Origin of the sequence: Bacillus fonticola (assembly GCF_012955605.1) — a bacterium.
GTDB lineage: Bacteria > Bacillota > Bacilli > Bacillales > JC228 > Bacillus_CG > Bacillus_CG fonticola.
On sequence record NZ_CP052135.1, the window covers coordinates 2,550,004 to 2,574,828 of the forward strand.

The window sequence follows — 24,825 nt, forward strand, 5'->3', positions numbered from 1 at the left end:
TTTACTTGCCGTACGTCACTAGGTTTCCAAACCACTTAAGCTCATCAATTTCTTCATTCATTTTCGCTGACAAATTTATTAACAAATAACTGTAGTGATTTTTCACTTTCTCATAGATCAGCCTTGCTTCTTCCTCATCATAAAAGTAGGAAGTTTTATTTCGATCAACCATCATGTCGATCCACTCTTCTCCATTATCAATTAAACCGTATGTGTAGGCTTCGCGGATCGTCGCACGAGGACTTTTGATCTCACTAATTCCTGTGTATTCCAGAAACATCTTCATGAGCTTCCAACTTAGTTCAAATGTGAATTCAAAGCGTTGGATCACTCCATCATACACAATATCATCCTCGATCTGGAGTTTGGTCGCTTCAACAAGTCTTGTACTCGCACGCTGATAATCAGTAAGCTTCTCATAGAGTCTCTCCTTTTTCATAGATCATCACCCCGTCCCTCTTAAGATTTGAAATCAACTTTTCTTTTTTTTATTCGATCTGGAAATATAATATCTAACCTTAAAGGTGTGGACATTTCATTGATAGCATCTTCAATAAGATTTTGTTGAGTGTGTGAACAGGTGACCGTGAACACTGCTAGATCAATATCAGACGCTCTATGATAATCGCCTCTCGCCCTTGAACCGAAGAGAACCACTTTATCTATAGAGTCATTCCTTTGGCAGTACTCCAGAAGTTCATCGATAAACCTTTGAGAAGTTCCTGTCGCCTTCCAATGCAAAGTCACGTTCCCATCCCTCCTACTCTCACTATTACTACATTGTTTATCAACTTCTAATTAATAGTAAATTTATTTTCAGTAGTCCCACTAATTTAACAAAGGAAAAAGACAACAGACTTAGGCGTTCTCTTTTTAGTAAGAGGGATAATATTTTTCTTGTACAAAGCAGCGATCAAATTCAAAATTAAAACAGGGATCCTTTTAGGGAAAAACGTTCTACTATAATATTTATAAAAGGCACTTTTTAAATCGCCCCATTGTGAGCAATCCTTTGCTTGTCTAAACCGTGCAACGTCAATGAGCTTTATTTTTCCTTCCTTTGTAATGAATATATTTCTTAAATGTATGTCTGAAGGATTCAGCCCTTTTTCTCTGGCTAAATTTAGGGCTACGTCGATTTCTTTTATTTTATCTGAAGAGACGCGAATCCCTTTTGCTAAGCATTCAAACAGGGTATGTCCTTCGATCAAATCAATGACTAAGTAATTGCGTCCTGCTTCATAGAGAGTCGGATAGTAAGGTGAATTCTGGAGAACATTATATATAGCAGCTTCCTCCCTCGCTACATTCGTATAGCCAGGATAAAACACCTTCAGCGCTTTGTTTGCACCCCAAATTTTGAATACGACAGCACTTCTGCCTTTCCCAATATACTCGAGTGATGGATCTTGGTGAATTTGTGCGATGACACTTTTTCGCTTTGTAAATGTCACACTATTTGCAAGCTCACTGTATTTATTCAAATTGGGGACTCCCTTCTAGACGTCGCCTATCTACCGGCACTTCTTTTTTTGGAAAAGGGGCCAAGCTACGCAGAACTAAAATCATGTTAGTTATCCTATTAGGAAACAACTCCGGATGTTGATTGTTCACAGCATGGGGCTTCGCTCGCACCGCCTTGATCACAACTAGACTGCTTTGTGACCGGTTTCCAGACAAGGTAGAGTGCTCAGCTCCATGAATGTTTTTTTTGGAAAAGGGGCGGAACTACGCAGAATCCTAAAATCATGTTAGTTATGCTATTAGAGAACAACTTCGGATACTTAATTCCTTGTGATTTGGGGCTTCGCTCGCGCCGCCTTGATCACAACTAAACTGCTTTGTGACCAGTTTCCAGACAAGGTAGAGTGCTCAGCTCATGAATGTTTTTTTTGGAAAAGGGGCGGAGCTACGCAGAATCCTAAAATCATGTTAGTTATCCTATTAGGAAACAACTCCGGATGTTGATTGTTCACAACATGGGGCTTCGCTCGCACCGCCTTGATCACAACTAGACTGCTTTGTGACCGGTTTCCAGACAAGGTAAAGTGCTCAGCTCATGAATGTTTTTTATACAGGATATGCTTCTATGCGGCAAGTTATCATCTATCTCAAGCTATTAACGTCCATTACTATTTGGGAAGTAGTTACAATTTTACACTAAGCAAAGCAGTCTTCAAAGTTAAATGACCTTTACAGAAATACCCTTTCACGTCGAGAGCTACGTTGAATGGCCTAAAGAGGCATTTTTCAATGTTTCGCGAACTACTATTAAAGGTAAAGAATAAGACAGGGTTCTTTTTTTATACTAAGACTTGGATGGAGGTTTTTTTATGGCAAGCCAAACCGGATCAATCGTACAACAATCGTTAAATGCCCTATTAGAGGACAAATCCTTTTTACAAAATTTGCAGGACGATGCCAGGGAACAAGCGTTTACGTCATTAGCGGCGATACTGTCCACCCCAAATCACGTACACAAATCGTTTTTACGCGTTCCATTAGACAGTGGAAAAGTTGTTCGTGTGCCCTCTTTCCGCGTTCAACACAATGATACCCTCGGGCCTTACAAAGGGGGAATTCGCTTCCACGAGTCTGTGAACGAAGATGAAGTAGTGAATCTCGCTGCTCTTATGACATTGAAAAATGCGCTTCATGAAGTTCCTTTTGGCGGAGGAAAAGGTGGCGTTGTGATTAATCCACGAGAATTTTCGGTGAAGGAATTACATTCAATATGCAAAAAATATGTTCAATATTTTAGTGACATTTTAGGTCCTGATAAAGATATCCCCGCACCAGATGTCGGCACAGGGGATCGTGAAATGGACTGGATGATGGCAGAATACAAAAGCATTCGACCGGGTAAACCGTACAGAGGAAGCTTTACAGGAAAAAGTGTCGTTAACGGTGGCTCATTAGGACGAAGAGAAGCAACTGGTAAAGGTGTTTTCTTTACCCTCCGCTACATGCTGCACGATTTCCTAAAAGAGAATAGCAAGTGGCTTTCAGGGAACGACAACATCTTTGGAAAAACGGCCTTGTCAGTGGCTAATCGACCGTTAAAAATTGCTGTACAAGGTTTCGGAAACGTAGGTTCTGTTGCAGCGCTTGAGGCCTATCAGTGCACCTATTTACAAAATAAGGTGGTGGCAGTGAGTGATCGGAATGTCACTCTCTACAATTCCGAAGGCCTAAATATTCCTGCATTAGTCAGTTTCACCTCGAAAAACGGCGGAGATTTGCCAACTACAGTGGAGCAATTAGCAGAGTGCGACGTAAAAGCAGACATAGAGGATAGAGATGAAGTTCTTTACCTAGATGTAGATGTATTAATTTTAGCTGCCCTAGAGGATCAAGTTCATAAAGACAACGTGCAACAAGTGAAAGCTCCCGTCATCGTTGAAGGTGCGAACGCTCCTATAACTGGAGAAGCAGATACATACCTTAGTAAAAAAGGCGTCATAATTGTCCCGGATATTCTCGCTAACGCAGGTGGAGTGATCGTTTCGTATTTTGAGTGGCTACAAGGTCGTGAAACACAATTTTACAGCGAGCAGGAGGTTTTTAAACTCCTTTTTGACAAAATGAAAGTAACTATGGATACGATTCTTCCGCAATTTTTTGGTGACCCATTCCCGTTACGCCAAAATTGTTATATCCATGCTGTCATGAAATTGAGCACCATTTTATATCGCCAAGGGAAATTGTACTGAGTAGAATGGGATAGGGACTCACCCTATCTCATTTTAAATTGTCCAACTATCATGAACTATCGCTACTAGCTTCAAACCCTCCTCATACTCTTCAAAAACAAATAACAAGCTCTTCCAATCCATGCCGGTCATTGTTTCAGTTCCTTCGACATAAAATTCAACTGTTTTCGAGTTAGGAAACACTTCTTTTACGTTGTTAAGCATATTTCCTCTTTGCTTCATTTCATTGACAATGACTTCATCTGGATTGGTGAATAGATCGATCTGTATAAAGGTTTCAAAATACTGATTTGCTGTGAGTTCCATCGCTTCTCCACTTCCATCAAACGTACCCCAGTGATGTACAACGTCACTTTTCAGCAAACTATTAACTTGTTCTCGGTCAAACGTTAAGGCGTTCTGAGCAATGTAGATATACGGTGAAAAAAGAACACCTTTTTCGGGATGTACATAACGAGAGAATTTCTCCATGTTCTCTTCAGTGAGAATTTGTATAATTTTACCAGTAATTTCTTCTTCTGATTTAGGTTGCGCCTTTGGACTTTCACCCTCTGGTTGATTCTGTTCAAAGTCGCTACCGCCGTCTTCCTCTTTCTCGGTTTCATTGTTTTCTTTAGGTTGTTCATTCGGATCAGGCTGAGGTTCTTCTAAAGAAGGTTCCTTCACCTTTGTTTCTTCTGATGGTTCAGTTGGATTGCATGCTGCCATAAGTAAAAGTATGATTATAAGAAAGGACATTTTTTTCACATCAAACCACCTCCTATACCCCATTAGACTCTTTATTTTCACTCTTTGTTACATCCATCGGCCGCCTATTTTTTTGCCGAAACACCTCAGTAATTAAGAATATAGAGAGCGATGATTTGCTCAAAAAAAGACCAGTGTGCACGCTAACACAGTGGTCTACTACGTTCGATACTCCCCAATAGACAGATCCTGCTTTGAGGACGCTTCAAGGTCACAATCAAAATCACGCAGACTGAGACGCACTAAGTCCACACTCCCGTTTATCCCTTTAAGAACGGCTTGAAATGGTTGTAGTACTACTTCTTCCTCTTGCAATATAGTTCTAATGCTTTCCTTGTCTAAATAATCTGCACCGAACACAATATCGTCCCCAACACTTTGACCTTGAATTCTTGCGGCGATATTGACAGTTCTACCGAAGTAATCCAACACGTCATTAGAATTAACAGCGATCGCAGGTCCACTATACAAACCGATTTTCAAAATAATTTCATCCGAACCTTGTTCATTAAATTCCGATATATGTTTTTGAATTTGCAAAGCCGCTCTTAAACCATCCTCTGGCAAATGAAATACAGCCATGACTGCATCCCCAATGGTTTTGACAACACTTCCGGAATTTTTTGAGATCCAGTGAGTCAAAAATTCAAAATGCCTTCTGACTTGCCCGTACGCATATGCATCTCCTACAGTCTCGTACAAAGAGGTTGATCCTTGCAGGTCACTGAACAAAATGGTTACGTTCTCTATTCCTACTTGTTGACCCGGTGATAATACTTCAGATGAGAATAAGTCCCTAAACTCCTGCAGCGCTGTTACCATTGCAGCCGTAGTCACCTCATCGCTCCACTCAGTTTGTTCAATAACTAGAACGATATCGTTTGAGCTATCGTTGTGTATGTGAATAAACTCCGTTCCAGCAGAAAGCGTTATGGATGACTCAGACCAGCCACTATCTTTGTATTGAACGTTAACTTCCTTCAATGTATCTGTCGGTGATGACTTTTCCAGGATGACAGCATGGTTTGCCTGGAGAACGCGTAGCCGCAATTGATCCTCGCTTTTAGGGATGACCATTTGATGACTCTTTCCTTTTTCAATTACCTTTTGAATTTTGACATGAGGTGTGATCATAGGGCCCCCAACACAATAGGTCTGAGCAAATGCTCGTCGAATAGCGGTATGACAGGCAAAATAGAGTTCCACATACTTTTCGAAATTCGCATCATAGTTAATTCCACATAAGTCACAATGAAATTGCTCTTGTAACTGAGATAATGAACTGTACTCTGCTTTCGACACTCGACAATTAGGACAGATTAAATTCCAGCTCAAATTGAGTATGCCTACTTTTGTGGCATATAAAAATAGGCGTAAAACCTGTTCAGGATCTGCATCCCATTGGTTGGCGATATGTATTGGTCTCATTTCGGCTACTTCGCGATCAGCGCGTTCTACTAAATATCGGTGGAGAAGTTCCACGTAGTCTGGATCAACTGGAGATCCTCTTAATATTCTCTTTAGTCTTTGTAGCTCAGCCTCATTTATTTTAGGATTCGATTGTTTCATAGGGTGATAAGAAGCATCTCCTTTATGATTCACTAAGTAATCATCCAGATACTTCATCGTATTTTTCATCGACTTCAAGCCTGTTATGGGAATTGCCGCAACGCCTATTATATTCCGAGCAGTAAATTCTCCAAATAGCTGCACTTTTGTTCCTGTAACACAGTCAGAAAGCTCAATACCACCAACAAAATGCTGCAGGGGACCATCGTGATAGTGGCGCTCAACAACATAGTATTCGTTTTCAACCCATTGAAAAGGGGACTCCTTCCAGTTTAGTGGAATGACCCCTGCTACTTTTGCCAAAGCCTCCCGAAAAAAGACATTCCCTTTTTCCGTAATTGCTGGTTTAAATTCAACCGGAAACAGCCCAATAAACCGATTCAGACGGTCTGTGTCGCTCAGTAATCTCCAAACAACACTTCTAGGCAAAGGGTATTCTTTTTCAATCACATACTTTTTTGCAGAAAGTGGCATTTCCCTCCCCCCTTATCAAATATTAATGGCAATGGCTAATAAAATAATGTGGAAAATTTGATCAACCATAATGGACAGCCAATTATGTACAGGTCCATCCTTCGCCCCTTGTATATTCTTTACCCAAAAGGTGACAAACGTTTTTCGATCAAGTACAACATGTCCTAAAAAGATAATGGCGATGCCCAAAAGCGAAATTTGACCAGAAAAGAAACCAAATAAACTAACGATCGTCGTATATACTGTGACATGTGTAAGTAACGGAATCCATTTGGTTGATTTATACTGCGCCATCCACGACGTTTGCAAGAGGAAATCTCCGATGAAATGCCCGATTAACAAAAGGTCAAACTGGCTCATGACCAATACCCCCTTCATCGTATCGAATCCCATAGCTTTCTAGATTGAAGTCACATTCTTCGAGAATCGCTATAAAAGCGTCGACAACCCTCTCATCGAATAGGGTTTCCTTACACCTCACCAATTCTGCCGCACCTTCTTGTAGAGTATGGCCTTTGCTATAAGGACGGGAAGTTGTCATGGCATCAAACGCATCAGCAACACCGACAATGCGAGCAAACATTGGAATTTCCTCACCTATCAATCGGTCGGGATAACCGGTCCCATTCATCCGCTCATGGTGAGACCTTGCTATCTGGACTGCGTTTTTCATCACAGCCTTGGGCTCCATATTCGAAAGAATTTTCGCCCCAATCTCTGTGTGACTTTTCATGATTTCATATTCATCATTCGTTAATCCGGTTGGTTTTCTAAGGATTTCATCTAAAACGCCAATTTTCCCGATATCGTGTAAGAGTGCTGCTTTATACAGCTCATCACATGTTCTTGTACCGTAACCCATCTTTTTTGCAATCCAAGAGGAATACTTGGCCACTCGCTCTGAGTGACCTGCAGTATAAGGATCGCGGGCGTCGAGAACTTGGGCAAGCGTTCGGATGACACTCATAAACATTTTATATAGTTCGTCGTACATTTGACTGTTATGTAATGCTAGGGCAGATTGATTCGCTAGGGCAAGTGCTAAATTAACGTCTTCGTCTGAAAAGAAATCGTCATTTTTTTTGTTTAGAAGCTGTAGTGCACCGATTGCTTTCCCTTTTGCGTTTAGCGGAACCGTTATCATGGATCGCGTAATAAACCCGCTCGTCTCATCGACTCGCCTTGCCCAAGCAGGTTCTTTTGCCACATTTTCTATTAGGTATGGTTTGCCAGTTAGGATCACCTTACCTACAATGCCTTCTCCCCTGTTCATTTTAATATTACGTATCGTTGAGGAGGTTGGGCCATATGCAGCACTCGCTGTTACTTCTTCTTTTTCTTCGTCGACAACCCATAAGGTTCCGGCCTCGGCTTTAATCACTTTAACCATTTGCAGAAGAATATTTTGAAAGACTTCTTCTATCTCAATATTTGAATTTAGCTCTTTAAACGCCTCTAAAAGGGAGGATAGCTCTTCAACTTTTAATTCTAGTTCTTTGATTGCATCCATATATGCATTCTCCGTTTGTAATAATGTAGTTTCTGCAAGTCTATCTTCATGTCACCGCGTAGACACGCAAATAAAAAAGAATAACCTTCCCTTCTTCCTTGAACCACTTTATCGCATCTACAACGTCTATACCTTCAATATCGGCGGACCACAAAGCTAATTCAACTTTTGAAGTTTAAATGGTATATGAATGAATTTCAAAACCCATGCAGCGCAAGGGTTTTGAGACATAGTAAAAGGAGTACCTCCCCAAGTCTTGTATAATGGTAAGTAAGCACGAACCAAAAGACTGGAGGAACGCTTCCTACTCGCGACTTTTAGGTAAATTGAGTGAATCCAATATTTTAGAAGAAGCACAAGAACAAGTTGTGCTCCAAGCAGTTCATGAGGGCTTTATTACAGATGATACGGTGGCTATTGACGCCACCCATTTTGAAGCCCGTGATCAGGCACCGCCGAAAGTGTAATGCTTCAAAATTAGCTGCTGATCGTATCCATGCCTTATTCAATCAACAACAAGTTGCCTATACTATAGGCTGTGTTCATGCTCAATCTTGATTTCCAAACCGTTGATTGGAGCGGGGGCCCACAGGACGTGGGTCAGAAAGGCGTTGCCACAGGACGTGGCGCTCTTAGCCTTCCCTCCTCTTCAGCGTCTCCGCCTTTCCTCAGGAGTCTACGTGTATTTCCTCCGCTAGTTTTGAACATACATTGCATGAAGAAAGTGCAGAGTTTATTCTTGAGGGGTGCACGTGTATTTTCTCGCTAGTATTGAACTGACTACTTCATAAGGGATGTTTTGTAATCGCTATCTGTTCGTTGATTGGAGTGGATGGCGGCGACTCCTGCGGGATCAGCGGGACAGGTGAGACCCCGCAAGAGCGCAGCGATGAGGAGGCTCACCGCCCGCCCCGCGGAAAGCGTCCGCCTGCAGCGGAAATCAACATAGCAGTATGTCGTATCATGGGTTAACTGTTTAGTAAAAACAACAAAGGATACGAAAAGAGCCATTAATTAAAAAGCTAACGGACTAATCCGACCTTTGGATCATTTCATTCGATATAAAAATCATTCGTGAGCGCAGCACGCAACCATGCATGGAAACGGGTCACAAAGCAGTTGCGTTGTGATCAAGGTGGTGAGAGTGGAGCCCCATGTAGTTTTCACTCAATATCTGATCTTGTTTTCTAATGAGATAGATAGTGGTGTTAGGAGTTTGCGTAACTCCCCCCTTTTCCACAGAAAAGAACTCGTCCAAGATTAACGAGTTCACTAGAGAGAGTCTTTTACCATCAGCATTTATTTTTTAAACTGATTCAAATAAAAAACAAAGCTTAGCATACAAAAGGAAATCACCATGATGGTAACGACCCATAACCATGCTAGTTCCATATTTCCCGAGTCTAATGCCATATAAATTGCTGTCGGTATCGTTTGTGTTTTGCCTGGGATATTTCCAGCAAACATTAAAGTAGCACCAAACTCACCCAATGCCCTAGCAAAACTTAAGATTCCTCCGGTTATAAGGGAGCCAAAAGCAAGGGGCATGGAGATATGCAAAAATACCTGTAGATCATTGGCACCATCCACTCTAGAAGCATTTTCGATATCCTCATCAATCATTTCGAAACCAGTCTTCGCAGATTGATACATAAGCGGAAAAGCCACTATTGTCGAAGCAATAACGGCTGCCCACCACGTAAACATGACCGACTGATCAAAGAGCCAATCGATTGCTTGCCCGATCGGACTATTCATGCCGAATACAACGATTAATAAAAAACCAACTACTGAAGGAGGCAATACTAATGGAAGCAGAAACACGGTTTCTACCATGATTTTTCCTCTGAATTGTCTCTTTGACATAAACTTTGCAGCTAGTATGCCTAGTATGGAAACAATGAGTAGGGAGATAGTTGCAATTTCTACGGAAAGTTTGACAGGAGTCCAAAAGTCATTGATCATGCCCTTTTTTCCAGCCTCTTAAAACCGTACTTTTGTAAGATTTCCATAGCTTTATCCCCTTGAAGATATTCATAAAAAGTTTTCGCCTCGTCTGGATGCTTCGTTCCTTTTAGAATGCCGATTGGATAAATGATGGATGAATACGTTGCTTCTGGTACGGTGGCAAGTATTTGGACGTTTTGTGATATAGCTGCATCTGTTTTATACACAATCCCCGCCTCTACGTTTCCCGTTTCTACATAGGTCAGTACTTGTCGGACGTCTTTTGCATAAATCACATTGCTTTCAACGTCCTTCCACACCCCTACATTCTCCAAAGCTTCTTTTGCGTATTTTCCAGCTGGAACAGTCTCCGGCGTTCCAATCGAAATAGATCCATCCAACTTTGCTAAATCTTCCATAGCATCAACACGCGTATCGTTATTTTTAGACATCACTACCACCATCTCGTTTCCTACTAGTGCAACAGCATCCTCTTGATCAATAAAGCCCTCATGAACAACATTGGCGAATTTATCCTCTGCTGCAGAGAAAAATAGATCTACAGGTGCGCCTTGCAATATTTGTTGTTGCAATGAACCTGAAGCACCGAAGTTGAAAAATAGCGTAATGTCGGGGTATTCTTTTTCAAAAGCGTTTTGAATTTCTGCTAATGCATCTTGCAAACTAGCAGCTGCAGAAACAGTCAACTCCACATCGTCCTTATTTTCTGAAGCTGAACAACCACTTACTAGAAGTACAAGCACAACAAGCCAAAAGTTTCTGGTGACATATCCCCCTCGCATTAGCACATTACAGTAACGGGGGACTGACACCGTGACATTAGCCTCCGCTAACTGGCGGAATAAAGGCAACTGTATCATTTTCCTTCACAACCCCATCATCTGTCACAAAACTTTCGTTAATCGCTGTCATAGCGTGTTCAACTGATTTTAATTGATACATGCTCTGGAGATGCTCTTTTAATTGCAAAATGGTCATCTCTTTTACGTCTAGCTCTATTTTTTCCGAGCCAACTTCTTCCCTTATGTTGGCGAAAAATAAGATTGTAATCATTTTGTGTCGCCTCCTGCTGGCGGTTTTCCTTCTGGATATTCCTTCGTCTCCAGTTGATCCCCTATCCACATCGTGCCATCTTCCCAAAACTCTTTCTTCCAAATAGGAACGATTTGCTTAATCCGCTCAATAGCATACTCATTTGCTTCGTAGGCTGTCCTCCGATGTGGGGAGGAGACGGCAATTACCACCGCAATATCTGTTATTTCCAACCTGCCTACTCTGTGTGTGATCGCCGTTACAGCATCTGGCCATTTCTTTTGTATTTCCTCACCAATTTGACAGAGCATTTTTTCAGCCATTGATGTATATGCTTCGTATTCAAGATGTAGTGTCTTTTTCCCCTTTGTAAACTCTCTTACAGTTCCTATAAACGTTGTAATAGCACCGGCTTCTCTTCTCGCAACTTTTTGTATCGCCTCGTCAACGAATATAGGCTTATTTGTGATCTCAAAAAACTTTTGTTTCACGCCGCTTCACCACTTATTTTCTGGATTTTCTGCTCAAAGTGACCGCACTTGCTTCAGTAAAAAATCAACATATAACTGCTCTTCGTCTAGACGAAACACAGGATAATGAGGAAAACCCTCTTTCGCCAATTCAACATGACTGATGACACACTTTATATTTTTTAAGGATTGGAGCAAAGGCAAATCCTCCCCACTTCGAATAAGCACTACCTTAGGATACGCTGCTTGTTTGTACCCCTCTATGAACAGGACATCCATTTCAAAGAAACCGTACATAGAAATTATTTGCTCAAGGCTCCAATTCTGTACACGAGCTGACAGCTGCAAAATCCCATCCCCTTCAACGCCTGCCACAATCGCTCCCGCTCCAAAATGGCGAACGCTGTCTTTAGGAAGAGACTCGTTTGATGGTACGCCACCGTGACCGTGATGCTTAATAGATGCCGCTACCATGCCAGCTCGACCTGCAGCAGAGATCAACTTCTCCACCAACGTCGTCTTCCCACTATTTTGATATCCTACGATCTGTAGGATGGCACAATGTTGTCCCACGGCCATTCACTTCCTTGAACATCTTCTAGCAACAGAGCGTCAACTAACATCCCTTTTTCATAGCCTCTCGTTCCACCGGGGAGGAGGATGAGTGCATTTGCTGCAGCTAACGATGAGACAGCATTCGATTTATTGAAGCCCGACGGTGAAATGAGTAATTCACCGTCATCTCCATATTCAAGTGTCGCTCTGACAAAACGAGTAAAAGGATTTGCCTTTTTGAAATCTTCTCCTAAATGCGCTTTCACCCTTTTTAAATGAGGCTTCTCGTTAAACAGAAACGTCCGAATAATAGGACGGACGAAAAGTTCAAAACCGACGTAACAAGCGGAAGGATTTCCAGATAAACCGAACAAGAGCTTTCCATCGAGTGCAGCTACTGTCGTTACACTTCCTGGTCTCATCGCCACTTTGTTAAAGAGAACTGACGCCCCTAACGTAGCATAGATCTCTGGCAAATAATCGTAGTCGCCCACAGAAACGCCACCCGTTGTAATGAGCATATCCACTTGAGAAAGGGCCGCTTTAACAGCGGTTAGACAGCTATCAAGATCATCACTTAGTTTTCCAAAATAGATGACGTCTCCACCGACACGCTCAATTTGCGATAGGATCATGTAAGCATTACTGTTGCGAATTTTCCCCGGTTCAAGCGGCTGTTCTACTTCTAGAAGTTCACTTCCTGTTGCTAAAACACCGATGACAGGCTTTTTAGAGACTGGGACCTCGCTGTATCCAAACGTCGCAAGGAGTGCAGAGATTCCGGCGTTTATAAACGTTCCTTTTTCGGCGAGCACGGTACCATTTCGAGTATCCTCACCTTGAAGGGACAAATTGTCTCCCTTTTGATAGGCCCGTTTCAACTCAACAAACTTCCTACTTCCTTCGCTTAATTCCCTCGATAATTCCAGCATAACAACCGCATTGCAGCCTTCCGGAATCGCCGCTCCAGTCATAATTCTAACAGCTTGACCACTTTGCACGAAATCATCAAAAACCGATCCGGCCCCAATTTCCCCGACCACATCCAAAATGATTGGAACATTCGAATTCGCTCCTTCTGTATCCTCTGCCCGAATGGCAAAGCCGTCATAAGGGGAACGATCAAAGGAAGGGACGTCATGGTCAGCAACTAAATCTTCCGCAAGAAACCGTCCGTGTGCCTGCTGGAGCGATACCGATTCCTTCACTCCACTTTTAGCGTAGTGCATAACTTTGCTTACTGCCTCACTAACAGAAATAGGGGTACGCTTTTCTACCATTCCGTTCACTCCTCCTACTAACCTAGCAATTGATAATACAGTTTTTTCGCTTCCTGAATATCATTTGTCCCGTGAACAAAAGCTCGTCCATCACGAAAAATGACTAAACGATAATCAGACAACTGACAAGACAACAAATACGGATTCCGCCCAACTTCCCCATGATTCCTCAATTGTTTCTCTAATTGATCAAAGTTATACTGCACCGTTCTTGGTGGTCTAATTTGTACGGTATCCCTTCCGCATAAAACTTCTGTCTTCGTTTGGTTCTCATACGTTAAATACGGATATGTTCTATCCGTCCCACACGTCAAACAGCTGTCTGTCTTCATCTTATCTAAGTTCATCGAATAATGCTGGTTACTCCATAAATCAAATGTCAAAAACGAGCGTCTTAACGCAGAAAAATCATCAACGAGGATCTTAAACGCTTCTGCCACTTGATAGGCAGCCACCATTTGAACGGTTGGGCTAATAATACCCGCTGTATCACACGTTGCACCGACAACGGGGATTTGACTGAGCATACAATTCAAACACGGCGTTTGCCCAGGTACAATGGTATAGGTAACACCGTAGCTTCCTACACACGAGCCATAAATCCAAGGGATATTGCATTTATGCGCTAAGTCGTTTACTACAAAGCGAATATCAAAGTTATCTGTAGCATCTACAATCACGTCAACATCATCAAGTAGTCCTTCTAAGCCTCCAGGTGTTGCATCCATGACGAGGGCTTCAACTTGAACGTCCGAGTTAATTTGACCTAGTCGTTGTTTAGCAGCGATTGCTTTTGGAAGTTGCCTGCTCGCATCCCCTTCAGCATACAACTGTTGCCGTTGTAAATTACTCCATTCCACGTAATCGCGGTCAATGATGGTCAGCTTGCCAATACCTGCTCTAACCAACGCTTCCGCACTAGCACTTCCTAACGCTCCTGCGCCAACTATGAACGCATGTTTACTCCTAATTTTCTCCTGTCCCTTTTCCCCTATATTGGCAAACAATTGTTGCCGTGAGTAGCGATCATTCAATAGATTGCCTTCCTTTCTATTCCAGCGTTCTCTCATGTTCTTCATCAGTGAATTATCCCCTATACGTACAACTGGCATTCAAGTGACGGTCGTGTAATACTAGATGATGAAATGAAACGACTAACTTTTTAGGCGCATCCAAAGGAGAGTGTGAAAGAGCACATGCATGTTCATAACGAATCCCTCACAGTTTCGACGGCGGTGTTGACAGTCAGCGATACAAGATCCGTTGACGATGATAGAAGTGGTCAACAAATTCAAACCCTTCTTAAAGAAAGCAATCATAATGTCGTCGATTATACGATTATCCAAGACGACATTTCCGCAATTACATCCACCATAGAATCTTGGCGTAAAGACCCTTCCATCCAAGCGATCATTATTACAGGTGGCACTGGTTTCACTCCGAGAGATGTTACGCATGAGGCTGTTTCAAGTTTATTAGAAAAAGAAATGCAAGGCTTTGGAGAGTTGTTTCGCTCCTTAAGTTTTGCAGAGATTGGTCCTAAGTCTATGTTCAGTAGAGCGGTAGCTGGTAGCATGGGTCGTAAAGCTGTCTATGCTCTTCCAGGGTCAACGAATGCTGTCAAATTAGCGATGACTACACTCATTTTACCGACCTTTCAACATTTTGTAGAGGAATTGAATCGCCAATGACGATCATCGGAGTCGTTTTGGCAGGCGGAAAATCCTCACGATACGGAAAACCGAAAATGTTTGAAACGTACAAAGGAAAACAGTTCTACGAGCATAGTGTAGACGCCTTAAAGGACAATTCCCTTGCACCTATTATTATTTCAACAAACGACCAGCTCAGTCCCTCTTTTCAAAGGGATGATATTCTCTTGATTCTAGAAGAGCAGCCGCATCAAGGTCCTTTGTACGCAATCTATCAAGTCATGTCGCAAGTACCCGATGCTGAATGGTTTTTTGTCCTATCATGCGACATCCCTTTTGTTACTTCTACCTTTGTTAGCAAGATGATCGGTTACGTCGATAGCGATCAATATGACGCAATTGTCCCGATTCAATCCGGAAGACTGCAACCACTCTTAGCTTTATACCATAGACGGAATGTCAAAAGAATAGAGCAGCTGTTAGTTGAAAAGCAAAGAAAAATTCGTCTGCTATTAGATGATGTCCGCACGTTAACCGTTCCGTTTCCCGCTGACGATAAAGTATTCACTAACATGAATTATCAAGAGGATTGGTTGGATCATAACTAAACACATCTAGACAAGGAGGCAGATCATGAGCAACTTTTCACACTGGAATGAGGAAGGACGGCCTCGAATGGTTGATATTTCCGACAAAGATATAACGAAGCGAACTGCCGTAGCTAGGAGCACTATTTCACTATCAAGCGAGCTATATGACGCCATCCAAAGTGGCATGATTAAAAAGGGTGACCCACTCCAGGTCGCACAAATTGCTGGCATTATGGGTGCTAAAAAAACCTCAGACATCATTCCCATGTGTCATCCGATAGCGTTGCAAGGCACTGACTTTAGCTTCACTTATGAGAAAACCGCTGAAGGATATGACTTAACCATTCAATCCACAGTGAAGTGCGACGGGAAAACCGGAGTCGAGATGGAAGCACTGACCGCCGTCTCTATAGCCGCGCTCACGTTTTATGATATGTGCAAAGCGGTTGATAAAAGTATGGTAATGAAAGAAACTTTATTAGTACAAAAGACTGGCGGCAAAAGTGGAGTCTTTTTCCACGGAAAATTATGACCCATAAGTAGCAGAGAGGACTGACTCAAAGGGAGATTTCCCCTTCACGAGTCAGTCCTGTTTCATATCTTTATAATAAAGTCGTTCCGAATTTAAGAGGCTTTCTTCAGTTCTCGGTAAGGATGGCTCTGTTTGTTGTAGGTGGAAAAGTATGCCAATCCAACAAACACTGCCCCACCTATCACATTCCCAATAAACGTCGGGATAATATTTGAGGCGAAGTCCCCCCAAGTAAAGTAGCCTGCAAATATAGCTGCTGGTATAAGAAACATATTCGCGACTACATGCTGGAACCCGATTGCGACAAATGCCATAATCGGAAACCAGATTCCGATGATTTTTCCCGTCATATCATCAGCACCGTAAGCGATCCAAATGGCGAGACAAACTAGCCAGTTGGCACCAATAGCCGAAATCACCGTCTGTCCGAACGATTCAGCTAATTTCCCTTCTGCCAACGCAACTGTTTTATCCAAAAAGGGTCCTGTTTCTGTTAACCCGACAACGTGCCCAAAGAAATACGCTACAAAAAGAGCACCTACAAAATTCGAGAGAGTCACCCAAAACCAGTTGTTCCAAAGCTGCTTCATGGTGATTTTTTTCGCGTAGGCAGCCATAGACACTGACATGATATTCCCTGTGATTAACTCCCCTCCAGCAAGGACAATCAAAACGAGACCAACAGGAAAGACAGCTGCTCCAAGAAGGGTAGAAAGACTACCCCATTCCGGAGGTAGATTTCCGATGACACGAATATCGAGCAAGAAGCCTAATGATATAAAAGCTCCCCCTAAAAACCCAAGAATAAGTACCGATGTAAGAGGTAGCTTTGTCTTTTGTACCCCTGTTTCAATTGTCAGTTCTGCAATTTGTTGCGGCTTTTGAAATGCCATTATGTCTCCTCCATCCTCGTCAATAAAAAAGGCAGCATTCAAAAAACCCAAAAGAAAAGGGTTTTCGAATGCTGCCTAATTTTCCTGCACTTCTCTACAGTAAAATCAACCATCATTTTCCTATTATAAAATAGAAAAAATACAGAACTTGCATGTTTTCCATTCGCGTTTTTTAGCATATTCATATTATCAAAGAAAAAAGAGAATGACTAGTCTCTTTTTCATTCATTCTTTCATCCACCAATGTGCGACATTTCAACCTTTTCATTTTTTCTTACGTCACGATCGCTCGTTCGCTCATCAGAGTAGCGGTCGACGCGATGGTTCCAAATATCAGAAACGGTCTTAGCAACGACTTCATTTGATTGCTCAGTCCGAAGCAGGCTACGAAGGTCTACCCCTTTCGTAGCAAATAAACACGTATAGAGCTTTCCTTCCGCAGAAACTCTTGCTCTTGAACAAGTGGAACAAAATGAATCCGTAACAGACGAGATGATTCCAATCTCTTGATGATCGTCCGAATATTGATATCTAGTGGCGACCTCCCCAACATAATTTGGCTCGATCGGTTGGAGGGGCATTACTTGATTGATCTTGTCAAGAATGTCTTTCTTCGTTGCCACTTCTTCCATTTTCCATCCATTTGAGTTGCCCACATCCATGTATTCAATAAATCGAAGGATATGTTTCTTTTCTTTAAAATACTTAGCCATCGGCACAATATCTTCATCATTTTTCCCTCTTTGCACCACCATGTTGATTTTCACTTTCAGACCAACTTCAGTTGCTGCCTCGATTCCGTCTAAAACCTTTTTCACGTTCCCTCTATTTCCGTTCAATTCACTAAATCTTTTCTCATTTAGTGAATCGAGACTAACTGTCACACGAGATAATCCTGCATCGCGCAGCTCACGGGCAAACTTTTTCAAGAGGGACCCGTTTGTTGTAATCGCAAGATCTTTTACACCGTCAATTGCGCTCAATCGTTGGATTAAGTTAGGAAGATCTTTTCGAAGTAAAGGCTCGCCCCCAGTGATTCGCACCTTTGTGACACCGAGCGAAACGAAAATAGACGTTAATCGCTCCATTTCCTCAAAAGATAAAATTTTATCTTTTGCTAAAAAAGAGTAATCAGGACCAAATATTTCTTCGGGCATACAATATCGACAGCGAAAATTACATCGGTCTGTCACAGATAAACGCAAATCCTTTAGTGGACGTTGGAACGTATCTAGTACTGTATGACGCATATTCATCGCCTCCTTCTTTCTGTTTCTACTCACCTAGATTGATTCGATCCGGACACGTGTAAATATTCATAGAATCATTCCGAATAAATCCGACTGTCGTAATCCCCAATTCTTCAGCTAATTGTAACGCCAGTTCAGTCGGGGCTGATTTTGACAGAACGACTTCACAACCAATTTTCGCTACCTTCAACAAAATTTCAGAAGAGATTCGACCGCTAAATACGATCACCTTATCTTCAATTGATATTCCATTTTTCAAGCAGTAGCCGTATATTTTATCTAACGCATTATGACGACCAATGTCCATTCTACTCAGCACAACACCGTTCACATCACATAGAGCAGCATTATGAACTCCGCCTGTGTTTTTGAACGTGACAGCAGAATTTTGTAATTCGCCCATTAACCTAAAGCAATCATGTGGAGTAAGGTTAACTCTCATGTTATTCATCTTTTTGGCCGTCAATGCATCATTCACAAAAACAAAGCCTTGTCGACTCGCTCCACAGCACGAAGTAATGTAGCGCTTGTTTTGGAAATTTTGATAATAGGGATTGGTCTTATCTGTTTTGATGTGTACAAATCCCTCTTTTTCTTGCACCCAAATTTCTTTTATTTCTTCGTAGTTTCGTATGACTCCTTCTGACGCTAGAAAACCTGTCACCATGTCTTCTATATGCTCAGGTGTGCAAACCATTGTAACAAATTCCTGTCCATTAATTTTCACCGTAACAGGGAACTCAGTCACTACCGTATCTTCCGTTCGTTTAAGGTGATCTCCTTCGATACGGATAATTTTTCGCTTAACCGAAATCTCCTTCACGTTGTCACCACCTTTACGTTATGTTCTGATCAAAAACAAACACGGAGACCGCTATATTTTCTTCAATTTTCATATCTGAGAATAAATGAACTAGCTTGGCGCCCACTAGTTCCTCCATGCCTTCTGGGGGACTCACTGAGTATACGTCTTGAATCATTTTTGTCCTAGCCACGCGGACCATCTCTTTTCCTTCCTCGGTCCTTGAGATAAATACTTCTGTCGGAGTCAGATTACCGTACAACGTGGAAATGGCCATGTTCTCAACAAAAACCGTATGAATTCGCTCAGGACCTTTACCAAATGAATCCTTGCGCAGTTTACGAATCATATCATTGAACTCATGGATTACTTTCGACATGACAGACTAGCCCCCCTTCAAAGTTGAATACCATTTTGCACTTTTTTACTTTCCCCATACAATTTCCTCATCATAAATCAATACTTTAAAAAATAAAAGCAGGGGCAACTGGCAAAGTCATTCTTAAGTACAGTATTGTTTCTTTTCGGAATTAACGCTATACTAACAAGACCGATGGAAACATAATAGCGTGCTGTTATGAGTCTATCTTTCTATTCATTTACGATGGTCAGGATTGGTATATTAGCAAGTTCTGCTTGTAAGCTACTCCACCATGAATTACACTTCGCCTGTTTGATGCAGGGGTGTAATCGTGGTGGTTTTTTTATGTCTATTCGTAAAAAGGAGGAGAATATTGTGAGCGTTTCCACGATCACGATCAAAATTAATGGTGTGGATTATGAAACAAAATCTGGTTCGACCTTATTAGAAACGATCAATCAACATGAAATACCCCATCCACAAATTTGCTATGTGCCTGAACTGGATCCGATTCAGACATGTGACACCTGTATCGTTGAGGCAAACGGGAAACTTGTGCGGTCTTGTTCTACACACGTTGCAGATGGGATGCGTGTTGAACTGAGCTCTGACGGTGCAAAAGAAGCACAAACCGAAGCGATGGACCGACTACTAGAAAACCATCTTCTATACTGCACCGTTTGTGATAACAACAACGGGAATTGCAAGCTACATAACACGGCAGAGATGATGGAGATTGAGCATCAAAAATATCCATACACGCCAAAAGTCGACTTAGATGGTGTCGACATGTCGCATCCTTTTTATCGCTACGACCCGAATCAATGTATCGCGTGCGGACAGTGTGTGGAAGTGTGTCAAAGCCTTCAAGTCAATGAAACTCTCTCCATCGACTGGGAAGCAGAGCGCCCACGTGTCGTTTGGGATGACGGGGCATCTATTAACAACTCTTCTTGTGTAAGCTGCGGTCAATGTGTAACCGTTTGCCCCTGTAATGCGTTGATGGAAAAATCCATGCTCGGTGAAGCCGGATTTATGACGAAGCTTGATAAAGACATGATGGAACCCATGATTGACCTTGTTAAAGAAGTGGAGCCTGGCTATAGCGGAATTTTCGCCGTTTCAGAAGTGGAAGCCGCGATGCGTGACACACGCACGAAGAAGACAAAAACAGTGTGTACGTTCTGTGGTGTAGGTTGCTCGTTTGAAGTGTGGACGAAGGATCGTAAAATTTTGAAGATCCAACCGACTGATGGACCTGTAAATGCGATTTCTACTTGTGTAAAAGGGAAATTTGGTTGGGATTTCGTCAACTCTGAAGAGCGTTTAACGAAACCTTTAATCCGCAAAAACGGCACATTCGTTGAGTCAAGCTGGAAAGAGGCACTAGATCTAGTTGCGAGTAGATTAGGTACGATTAAAGAACAACACGGAAATGGTTCTGTAGGCTTTATCTCTTCCTCTAAAATTACAAATGAAGAAAACTACGTGATTCAAAAACTAGCAAGACAGGTTTTTGAAACGAATAACGTAGACAACTGCTCTCGTTATTGCCAATCTCCGGCGACAGACGGATTATTCCGTACGGTTGGTATGGGTGGAGATGCCGGTACAATTAAAGATATTGCCAAAGCAGGTCTTGTCATAATCGTAGGTGCAAACCCAGCAGAAGGTCATCCTGTTTTAGCCACTCGCGTGAAGCGTGCCCACAAGCTTCATGGGCAAAAGCTAATCGTTTCGGACCTTCGCAAAAACGAAATGGCAGAGCGATCTGATATTTTTATGAGCCCTAAGCAAGGAACAGACCAAGTATGGTTGATGGCGGTTACGAAATATATGATCGATCAAGGATGGCACGATCACTCCTTTATCGAAGAGAATGTCAACTTCTTCGATGAATACAAAGAAGCTCTTGCCAAGTACACATTAGACTATGCAGAAGAAATTACAGGCATTTCAACGGAAACCCTTATTGAGGTTGCCGAAACGATTCGCGATGCAGACGGGACTTGTGTGCTTTGGGGCATGGGTGTCACGCAAAATACGGGGGGTTCCGATACTTCAGCTGCCATTTCAAACTTGTTACTCGCAACAGGGAATTATCGCCGTCCGGGGGCAGGGGCCTATCCTCTTCGTGGTCATAACAACGTCCAAGGTGCTTGTGACATGGGGACACTTCCAGGGTGGCTCCCAGGTTATCAGCACGTGACAGATGACAAAGCACGTGCAAAATTTGAAAAGACTTACGGTGTAAGCATCGATGGAAAACCTGGCCTTGATAATATCGAAATGCTTCAAGAGATTAGTAAAGGCAACATGAAAGCGATGTACCTTGTTGGGGAAGATATGGCACTCGTTGATTCCGATGCTAACCATGTACATGAAGTGTTATCTAGTCTCGATTTCTTTGTCGTTCAAGACATCTTCCTTTCCAGAACTGCCCAATATGCAGATGTCGTACTGCCTGCTACACCGTCTCTTGAAAAAGAAGGAACCTTTACAAACACAGAACGACGTGTGCAACGCCTGTACCAAGCGCTCCCTCCCCTAGGAAATTCTATGCCTGACTGGTGGATTGTACAAGAGATTGCCAACCGTCTAGGTGCAGACTGGAACTACGACCACCCGAGCGAAATTTTTGAAGAGATGGCCAGCTTAGCTCCACTATTCGGAGAAGCAAACTACGAAGTTTTAGAAGGCTGGAACAGTTTCCTATGGGGAAGTCACGACGGTAAGAGCACACCGCTTCTGTACGTAGATGGCTTTAATTTCCCTGATAAGAAAGCGCGCTTTGCTCTATCTGACTGGGTCGAGCCGGCTGTATTCCCAGATGAATTCGACCTTCATATTAACAACGGTCGTATGCTTGAGCACTTCCATGAGGGAAATATGACGAACAAATCGTCCGGTATTCAAGCAAAAGTGCCTGAAGTATTCGTTGAAGTGTCTCCACAACTTGCAAAAGAACGCGGTGTGAATGACGGTGCGCTTGTACGCTTAGTGTCTCCGTTCGGGGCAGTGAAGTTAACCGCACTTGTAACAGATCGGGTGAAGAAAAACGAGCTGTACTTACCGATGAACTCTGTCGACAAAGACTCAGCAATTAACTTCTTAACAGGGCCAATTTACGACAACCGTACACACACACCTGCTTATAAACAAACAAAAGTGCGTATGGAAGTACTAAATGCTAGCGGTGATCATCCGTTGCCAAAAACGAACCCACGCAACAAAAAGCGTTACCCTCAAAATGGTGTTGAGGTAGAGCGCAAGTGGAATCGTCCTGGTTATGTTCACTTAACAGATAACTAAAGGGGAGATGAAACAAATGGCAGCTCCTATAACGTCCATTCATAAGCACGTGCCGACAGAAGAAGAAATCAAGCAACAAAAGCTTGACGATCTCAAAACGCTATTTGCCGATAATGAAGATTCTTTAAATAAATTGTTTAACATTATTGGTGAGCTTAATAACGTAGGTGTACTTGAAGCTACAGATTCTTTGCTTCAAGCAAAAGACCAAGTGGCAAAAATTGCACTCGGTCAAGTATCCCGTGAACCTGTAACCAATTTGATCAATACATTGATGGGGGCTACCGGCGCTATGATGAGCGCTGATCCCCAGCAAACAACAAAGCTCGTTAGCAGTGCAATGACGGGAATGGATGAAGCACACAATTTTCTTCAGATGAACAAAAAAGTCGGTGTGCTCGATCTCATGAAAACACTCAATGACCCGGACATTAACCGTGCTGTTGGATTTGGTATTCACTTTTTAAAGGGAATGGGTAGAGAGTTAAAGGAATAAGTTTTTTGCCCCACTACTCGACTAGTAAACGGGAGACTTAAAAGAGGGCATCTGTCTCTTTTAAGTCTTTTTTCCTTACTGGTTGGCAACAATGCGAATAAGACTAATCTTGGAAGAAGGATTTGATATTATGCTAACGCAAGACAAAGTAATGGAGGCATTGCAGCACGTGCAAGACCCCGAGCTTCATAAAAGCGTTGTAGAGTTGAACATGGTGAGAAACGTGCAAATTGACGGTTCTGCTATCAAACTAGAAGTTGTATTGACGATTCAGGGGTGCCCGTTAAAAGGGAAAATCCGAGAAGATGTGGAAAACTCTTTGAAGAACATCGGAGCTTCCAGCGTGGATGTAACATTCGGTGCGATGACGAAGGAAGAACGCGAAGCACTCACACAATCGTTAAAAAAGGGTGCGACTACCGAAAGCGGTATGCCTGCTATGCTCAAGCCTGATTCTGGTGTTACATTTATTACAGTGACGAGCGGAAAAGGTGGCGTCGGAAAATCAACGGTTACGATTAACCTTGCCGTCGCTTTAGCACGTCTAGGAAAGAAAGTCGGTATTTTAGATGCAGACATTTACGGATTTAGTGTCCCTGCGATGATGAAGGTTGACCAAAAACCAACGATGATCGATCAAACCGCCATTCCCGTGGTAAGCCATGGGGTGAAGGTAATGTCGATGGGATTCTTTGCACCTGGAAATAGCCCAGTCATGTGGCGAGGACCGATGCTGAACAAATGGATTAAAAACTTTCTAGTCAACACACATTGGGGAGAGCTAGACTACTTACTGCTAGACTTGCCGCCTGGAACCGGAGACATCGCCATTGACGTAGCGGCCATGATTCCGCAAGGCAAAGAAATTATCGTCACCACCCCACATCATGTCGCTTCATTTGTCGCTTCAAGAGCTGGAGCAATGGCTAAGCATACGAAGCACGATATTTTAGGTGTGATCGAAAACATGGCGTATTATGAGGAACAAGACGGCTCGAAGAACTACCTCTTTGGAAAAGGAGGCGGAGAGCTGCTTGCACGCCAATTAGAAACAGACGTCATAGCAAAGGTTCCATTCGCAAATCCGCTGGAAAGTAACGGATCTTCAGTGTACGATGAAGACTCTTTCGTCGGTGAGATGTTTACCTCATTAGCTGAAGACTTACTGCATCGCAAACAAAAAGCCGTTTGAACGCTGGATTTGTCCCTTATAAATAGAGCAGCTCCGAGTTGATCTCGGGCTGCTCTATTTTTTATGATTCCTGAAATGACTCGAACTTGCGGTCATTTCTACAGTCTTCACAGAGATGAAGCATTCTTGTATGGGCTACTTCTTGACTGTCTAAGTTCATCACTTCTTCTTCAGCGCCGCAAACTTCACAAACTCTCATCTGCTGTCTCCTTCCTCAATCGTAAATCCTGTATCTTCAACCGCTTGAAGGAAATCCTCATACGATGCCGCTTTTTCGTTGTATCTGAAACTGGCCGTTTGATTGGATAAGCTCACTTCAGCTTTACGCACTCCCCACACCTCGTTGAGCGCGTGGAGAACCTTCTCGGCATCGTGTTCATTTGTCATGCCCTCTACTTTAATAAGTCCATCTTCCACTTTGCTTTTC

General features: G+C 42.6%; 27 protein-coding genes and 1 pseudogene. 8 read left to right on the forward strand and 20 right to left on the reverse strand.

Translation table 11 applies throughout. From position 1 onward, the window contains the following. Position 1 precedes the first annotated feature (1 nt). The 3 genes from HHK01_RS12660 to HHK01_RS12670 all read right to left on the reverse strand — a co-directional run bounded on the left by HHK01_RS12660 (position 2) and on the right by HHK01_RS12670 (position 1,484). Entirely contained in the window at positions 2–439 is a 438-nt protein-coding gene (locus tag HHK01_RS12660; RefSeq protein WP_170008114.1) for a nucleotidyltransferase substrate binding protein, read from the reverse strand. Between the two features lie 20 nt (positions 440–459). Further along, positions 460–747, reverse strand: a complete 288-nt coding sequence (locus tag HHK01_RS12665) for a nucleotidyltransferase domain-containing protein (RefSeq protein WP_170008115.1) — start codon at positions 745–747, stop codon at positions 460–462. An 86-nt stretch (positions 748–833) separates the two neighbouring features. Next, entirely contained in the window at positions 834–1,484 is a 651-nt protein-coding gene (locus HHK01_RS12670) for a protein kinase family protein (protein ID WP_170008116.1), read from the reverse strand. Between the two features lie 849 nt (positions 1,485–2,333). On the opposite strand from HHK01_RS12670, the gene HHK01_RS12675 reads away from it, so the two are divergent. Beyond that, positions 2,334–3,713 carry a Glu/Leu/Phe/Val family dehydrogenase gene (locus HHK01_RS12675; protein ID WP_170008117.1) on the forward strand — a complete coding sequence of 460 codons (1,380 nt, stop codon included), beginning with the start codon at positions 2,334–2,336 and terminating at the stop codon, positions 3,711–3,713. 33 nt (positions 3,714–3,746) lie between these two features. Here the strand turns inward: HHK01_RS12675 and HHK01_RS12680 are convergent, their stop codons facing one another. From HHK01_RS12680 to HHK01_RS12695, 4 genes are all read right to left on the reverse strand, one after another. Further along, complete coding sequence (locus HHK01_RS12680; protein ID WP_170008118.1) at positions 3,747–4,460, reverse strand: hypothetical protein; 714 nt, start codon at positions 4,458–4,460, stop codon at positions 3,747–3,749. 159 nt (positions 4,461–4,619) lie between these two features. After that, positions 4,620–6,503, reverse strand: a complete 1,884-nt coding sequence (locus tag HHK01_RS12685; protein ID WP_170008119.1) for an adenylate/guanylate cyclase domain-containing protein — start codon at positions 6,501–6,503, stop codon at positions 4,620–4,622. 15 nt (positions 6,504–6,518) lie between these two features. Beyond that, on the reverse strand, positions 6,519–6,863 hold the full coding sequence (locus HHK01_RS12690; protein ID WP_170008120.1) for a DUF3307 domain-containing protein: 345 nt from the start codon (positions 6,861–6,863) through the stop codon (positions 6,519–6,521). Continuing rightward, complete coding sequence (locus tag HHK01_RS12695) at positions 6,850–8,013, reverse strand: GAF and HD-GYP domain-containing protein (protein WP_170008121.1); 1,164 nt, start codon at positions 8,011–8,013, stop codon at positions 6,850–6,852. The genes HHK01_RS12690 and HHK01_RS12695 overlap by 14 nt, the downstream gene beginning before the upstream one ends. A gap of 263 nt (positions 8,014–8,276) precedes the next feature. On the opposite strand from HHK01_RS12695, the pseudogene HHK01_RS12700 reads away from it, so the two are divergent. Further along, positions 8,277–8,474, forward strand: a pseudogene (locus tag HHK01_RS12700) (IS5/IS1182 family transposase); the annotation flags it as partial. An 838-nt stretch (positions 8,475–9,312) separates the two neighbouring features. On the opposite strand, the gene modB reads toward HHK01_RS12700, so the two are convergent. From modB to HHK01_RS12735, 7 genes are read right to left on the reverse strand one after another with little or no spacing between them, the layout of a single operon-like run. After that, a complete protein-coding gene (modB, locus tag HHK01_RS12705) occupies positions 9,313–9,978 on the reverse strand; it encodes a molybdate ABC transporter permease subunit (RefSeq protein WP_170008122.1) in 666 nt (221 codons plus the stop codon). Then, entirely contained in the window at positions 9,975–10,763 is a 789-nt protein-coding gene (gene modA / locus HHK01_RS12710) for a molybdate ABC transporter substrate-binding protein (RefSeq protein WP_170008790.1), read from the reverse strand. Before modA ends, modB begins: the two co-directional genes overlap by 4 nt. A gap of 37 nt (positions 10,764–10,800) precedes the next feature. After that, on the reverse strand, positions 10,801–11,034 hold the full coding sequence (gene moaD / locus HHK01_RS12715) for a molybdopterin converting factor subunit 1 (RefSeq protein ID WP_170008123.1): 234 nt from the start codon (positions 11,032–11,034) through the stop codon (positions 10,801–10,803). Beyond that, complete coding sequence (locus tag HHK01_RS12720; RefSeq protein WP_170008124.1) at positions 11,031–11,504, reverse strand: molybdenum cofactor biosynthesis protein MoaE; 474 nt, start codon at positions 11,502–11,504, stop codon at positions 11,031–11,033. The genes moaD and HHK01_RS12720 overlap by 4 nt, the downstream gene beginning before the upstream one ends. Before the next feature lie 33 nt (positions 11,505–11,537). After that, on the reverse strand, positions 11,538–12,062 hold the full coding sequence (gene mobB, locus HHK01_RS12725) for a molybdopterin-guanine dinucleotide biosynthesis protein B (protein ID WP_170008125.1): 525 nt from the start codon (positions 12,060–12,062) through the stop codon (positions 11,538–11,540). Beyond that, on the reverse strand, positions 12,023–13,318 hold the full coding sequence (locus HHK01_RS12730; protein WP_170008126.1) for a molybdopterin molybdotransferase MoeA: 1,296 nt from the start codon (positions 13,316–13,318) through the stop codon (positions 12,023–12,025). Before HHK01_RS12730 ends, mobB begins: the two co-directional genes overlap by 40 nt. A gap of 17 nt (positions 13,319–13,335) precedes the next feature. Further along, the gene (locus HHK01_RS12735; RefSeq protein ID WP_170008791.1) at positions 13,336–14,352 is read right to left on the reverse strand and encodes a molybdopterin-synthase adenylyltransferase MoeB; all 1,017 of its coding nucleotides are present in this window, start codon (positions 14,350–14,352) and stop codon (positions 13,336–13,338) included. A gap of 162 nt (positions 14,353–14,514) precedes the next feature. On the opposite strand from HHK01_RS12735, the gene HHK01_RS12740 reads away from it, so the two are divergent. From HHK01_RS12740 to moaC, 3 genes are read left to right on the forward strand one after another with little or no spacing between them, the layout of a single operon-like run. After that, positions 14,515–15,009, forward strand: coding sequence for a MogA/MoaB family molybdenum cofactor biosynthesis protein (locus tag HHK01_RS12740; RefSeq protein WP_170008792.1), 495 nt, complete (start codon positions 14,515–14,517; stop codon positions 15,007–15,009). Then, the gene (locus HHK01_RS12745) at positions 15,006–15,578 is read left to right on the forward strand and encodes a molybdenum cofactor guanylyltransferase (RefSeq protein ID WP_170008127.1); all 573 of its coding nucleotides are present in this window, start codon (positions 15,006–15,008) and stop codon (positions 15,576–15,578) included. Before HHK01_RS12740 ends, HHK01_RS12745 begins: the two co-directional genes overlap by 4 nt. A gap of 25 nt (positions 15,579–15,603) precedes the next feature. Then, complete coding sequence (gene moaC / locus HHK01_RS12750) at positions 15,604–16,092, forward strand: cyclic pyranopterin monophosphate synthase MoaC (RefSeq protein ID WP_170008128.1); 489 nt, start codon at positions 15,604–15,606, stop codon at positions 16,090–16,092. 92 nt (positions 16,093–16,184) lie between these two features. Here the strand turns inward: moaC and HHK01_RS12755 are convergent, their stop codons facing one another. The 4 genes from HHK01_RS12755 to HHK01_RS12770 all read right to left on the reverse strand — a co-directional run bounded on the left by HHK01_RS12755 (position 16,185) and on the right by HHK01_RS12770 (position 19,416). Then, the gene (locus HHK01_RS12755; protein ID WP_170008129.1) at positions 16,185–16,985 is read right to left on the reverse strand and encodes a formate channel; all 801 of its coding nucleotides are present in this window, start codon (positions 16,983–16,985) and stop codon (positions 16,185–16,187) included. A 233-nt stretch (positions 16,986–17,218) separates the two neighbouring features. Further along, a complete protein-coding gene (gene moaA / locus HHK01_RS12760) occupies positions 17,219–18,235 on the reverse strand; it encodes a GTP 3',8-cyclase MoaA (RefSeq protein ID WP_170008130.1) in 1,017 nt (338 codons plus the stop codon). 25 nt (positions 18,236–18,260) lie between these two features. Next, on the reverse strand, positions 18,261–19,058 hold the full coding sequence (gene fdhD, locus HHK01_RS12765) for a formate dehydrogenase accessory sulfurtransferase FdhD (protein ID WP_170008131.1): 798 nt from the start codon (positions 19,056–19,058) through the stop codon (positions 18,261–18,263). Positions 19,059–19,071: 13 nt separating this feature from the next. After that, complete coding sequence (locus HHK01_RS12770) at positions 19,072–19,416, reverse strand: Na-translocating system protein MpsC family protein (RefSeq protein WP_170008132.1); 345 nt, start codon at positions 19,414–19,416, stop codon at positions 19,072–19,074. A 327-nt stretch (positions 19,417–19,743) separates the two neighbouring features. On the opposite strand from HHK01_RS12770, the gene fdhF reads away from it, so the two are divergent. The 3 genes from fdhF (at position 19,744) to HHK01_RS12785 (ending at position 24,398) form a co-directional block, all read left to right on the forward strand. Beyond that, positions 19,744–22,710, forward strand: coding sequence for a formate dehydrogenase subunit alpha (gene fdhF, locus HHK01_RS12775; protein WP_407646910.1), 2,967 nt, complete (start codon positions 19,744–19,746; stop codon positions 22,708–22,710). A gap of 16 nt (positions 22,711–22,726) precedes the next feature. After that, the gene (locus HHK01_RS12780) at positions 22,727–23,206 is read left to right on the forward strand and encodes a helical membrane plugin domain-containing protein (RefSeq protein ID WP_170008133.1); all 480 of its coding nucleotides are present in this window, start codon (positions 22,727–22,729) and stop codon (positions 23,204–23,206) included. A 130-nt stretch (positions 23,207–23,336) separates the two neighbouring features. After that, positions 23,337–24,398: a P-loop NTPase gene (locus tag HHK01_RS12785; RefSeq protein WP_170008794.1), complete on the forward strand. Its 1,062-nt coding sequence runs from the start codon at positions 23,337–23,339 to the stop codon at positions 24,396–24,398. Positions 24,399–24,459: 61 nt separating this feature from the next. Here the strand turns inward: HHK01_RS12785 and HHK01_RS12790 are convergent, their stop codons facing one another. Beyond that, positions 24,460–24,597 carry a hypothetical protein gene (locus HHK01_RS12790; protein ID WP_170008134.1) on the reverse strand — a complete coding sequence of 46 codons (138 nt, stop codon included), beginning with the start codon at positions 24,595–24,597 and terminating at the stop codon, positions 24,460–24,462. Then, complete coding sequence (locus HHK01_RS12795; RefSeq protein WP_170008135.1) at positions 24,594–24,815, reverse strand: heavy-metal-associated domain-containing protein; 222 nt, start codon at positions 24,813–24,815, stop codon at positions 24,594–24,596. The genes HHK01_RS12790 and HHK01_RS12795 overlap by 4 nt, the downstream gene beginning before the upstream one ends. Positions 24,816–24,825 lie beyond the last annotated feature (10 nt).

Coding starts and splice junctions, on each gene's coding strand:
- HHK01_RS12660 (WP_170008114.1), bottom strand. CDS start 439: ATGAAAAAGGAGAGACTCTATGAGAAGCTTACTGATTATCAGCGTGCG.
- HHK01_RS12675 (WP_170008117.1), top strand. CDS start 2,334: ATGGCAAGCCAAACCGGATCAATCGTACAACAATCGTTAAATGCCCTA.
- HHK01_RS12685 (WP_170008119.1), bottom strand. CDS start 6,503: ATGCCACTTTCTGCAAAAAAGTATGTGATTGAAAAAGAATACCCTTTG.
- HHK01_RS12690 (WP_170008120.1), bottom strand. CDS start 6,863: ATGAGCCAGTTTGACCTTTTGTTAATCGGGCATTTCATCGGAGATTTC.
- HHK01_RS12695 (WP_170008121.1), bottom strand. CDS start 8,013: ATGGATGCAATCAAAGAACTAGAATTAAAAGTTGAAGAGCTATCCTCC.
- modB (WP_170008122.1), bottom strand. CDS start 9,978: ATGATCAATGACTTTTGGACTCCTGTCAAACTTTCCGTAGAAATTGCA.
- modA (WP_170008790.1), bottom strand. CDS start 10,763: ATGCGAGGGGGATATGTCACCAGAAACTTTTGGCTTGTTGTGCTTGTA.
- moaD (WP_170008123.1), bottom strand. CDS start 11,034: ATGATTACAATCTTATTTTTCGCCAACATAAGGGAAGAAGTTGGCTCG.
- mobB (WP_170008125.1), bottom strand. CDS start 12,062: ATGGCCGTGGGACAACATTGTGCCATCCTACAGATCGTAGGATATCAA.
- HHK01_RS12730 (WP_170008126.1), bottom strand. CDS start 13,318: ATGGTAGAAAAGCGTACCCCTATTTCTGTTAGTGAGGCAGTAAGCAAA.
- HHK01_RS12740 (WP_170008792.1), top strand. CDS start 14,515: ATGCATGTTCATAACGAATCCCTCACAGTTTCGACGGCGGTGTTGACA.
- HHK01_RS12745 (WP_170008127.1), top strand. CDS start 15,006: ATGACGATCATCGGAGTCGTTTTGGCAGGCGGAAAATCCTCACGATAC.
- moaC (WP_170008128.1), top strand. CDS start 15,604: ATGAGCAACTTTTCACACTGGAATGAGGAAGGACGGCCTCGAATGGTT.
- HHK01_RS12755 (WP_170008129.1), bottom strand. CDS start 16,985: ATGGCATTTCAAAAGCCGCAACAAATTGCAGAACTGACAATTGAAACA.
- moaA (WP_170008130.1), bottom strand. CDS start 18,235: ATGCGTCATACAGTACTAGATACGTTCCAACGTCCACTAAAGGATTTG.
- HHK01_RS12770 (WP_170008132.1), bottom strand. CDS start 19,416: ATGTCGAAAGTAATCCATGAGTTCAATGATATGATTCGTAAACTGCGC.
- fdhF (WP_407646910.1), top strand. CDS start 19,744: ATGTCTATTCGTAAAAAGGAGGAGAATATTGTGAGCGTTTCCACGATC.
- HHK01_RS12780 (WP_170008133.1), top strand. CDS start 22,727: ATGGCAGCTCCTATAACGTCCATTCATAAGCACGTGCCGACAGAAGAA.
- HHK01_RS12785 (WP_170008794.1), top strand. CDS start 23,337: ATGCTAACGCAAGACAAAGTAATGGAGGCATTGCAGCACGTGCAAGAC.
- HHK01_RS12790 (WP_170008134.1), bottom strand. CDS start 24,597: ATGAGAGTTTGTGAAGTTTGCGGCGCTGAAGAAGAAGTGATGAACTTA.